This is a genomic window from Pauljensenia sp. UMB3104, assembly GCF_030217285.1.
Lineage (GTDB): Bacteria > Actinomycetota > Actinomycetes > Actinomycetales > Actinomycetaceae > Pauljensenia.
In genome coordinates, this window is sequence record NZ_JASONN010000348.1 from 1 (window position 1) to 265 (window position 265).

Here is a 265-nt window from a genome sequence, read left to right on the forward strand (position 1 = left end):
GTCCGCGTCCTTCGACATCGGTCAGGCTGGCGGCGACGTGACGCTGGGGGAGACGGTGACGCGCACGGTGTCGCCCGTCAAGCCCACCTCCTTCTCAATCGGCCAGGCTGTGACCCTGCCCGAGGGAGCCACCCAGGTGCAGGGCGGCTCCGTTCTGGCGGTCCTCGACCCGGCCGCCGGCCTCCTGTGGGTCGGTAACGCGGGTGAACCCGCCTCCATTTCGTTCGCAGCCGAAGACGCGGTCGCCAAGGACCTGAGCGACGGC

General features: G+C 70.6%; 1 protein-coding gene. It reads left to right on the forward strand.

What is annotated here, in order from left to right; all coding sequences use genetic code 11:
* On the forward strand, positions 1–265 hold a 265-nt coding region (locus QP415_RS11990; protein WP_285100229.1), incomplete at both ends, for a hypothetical protein.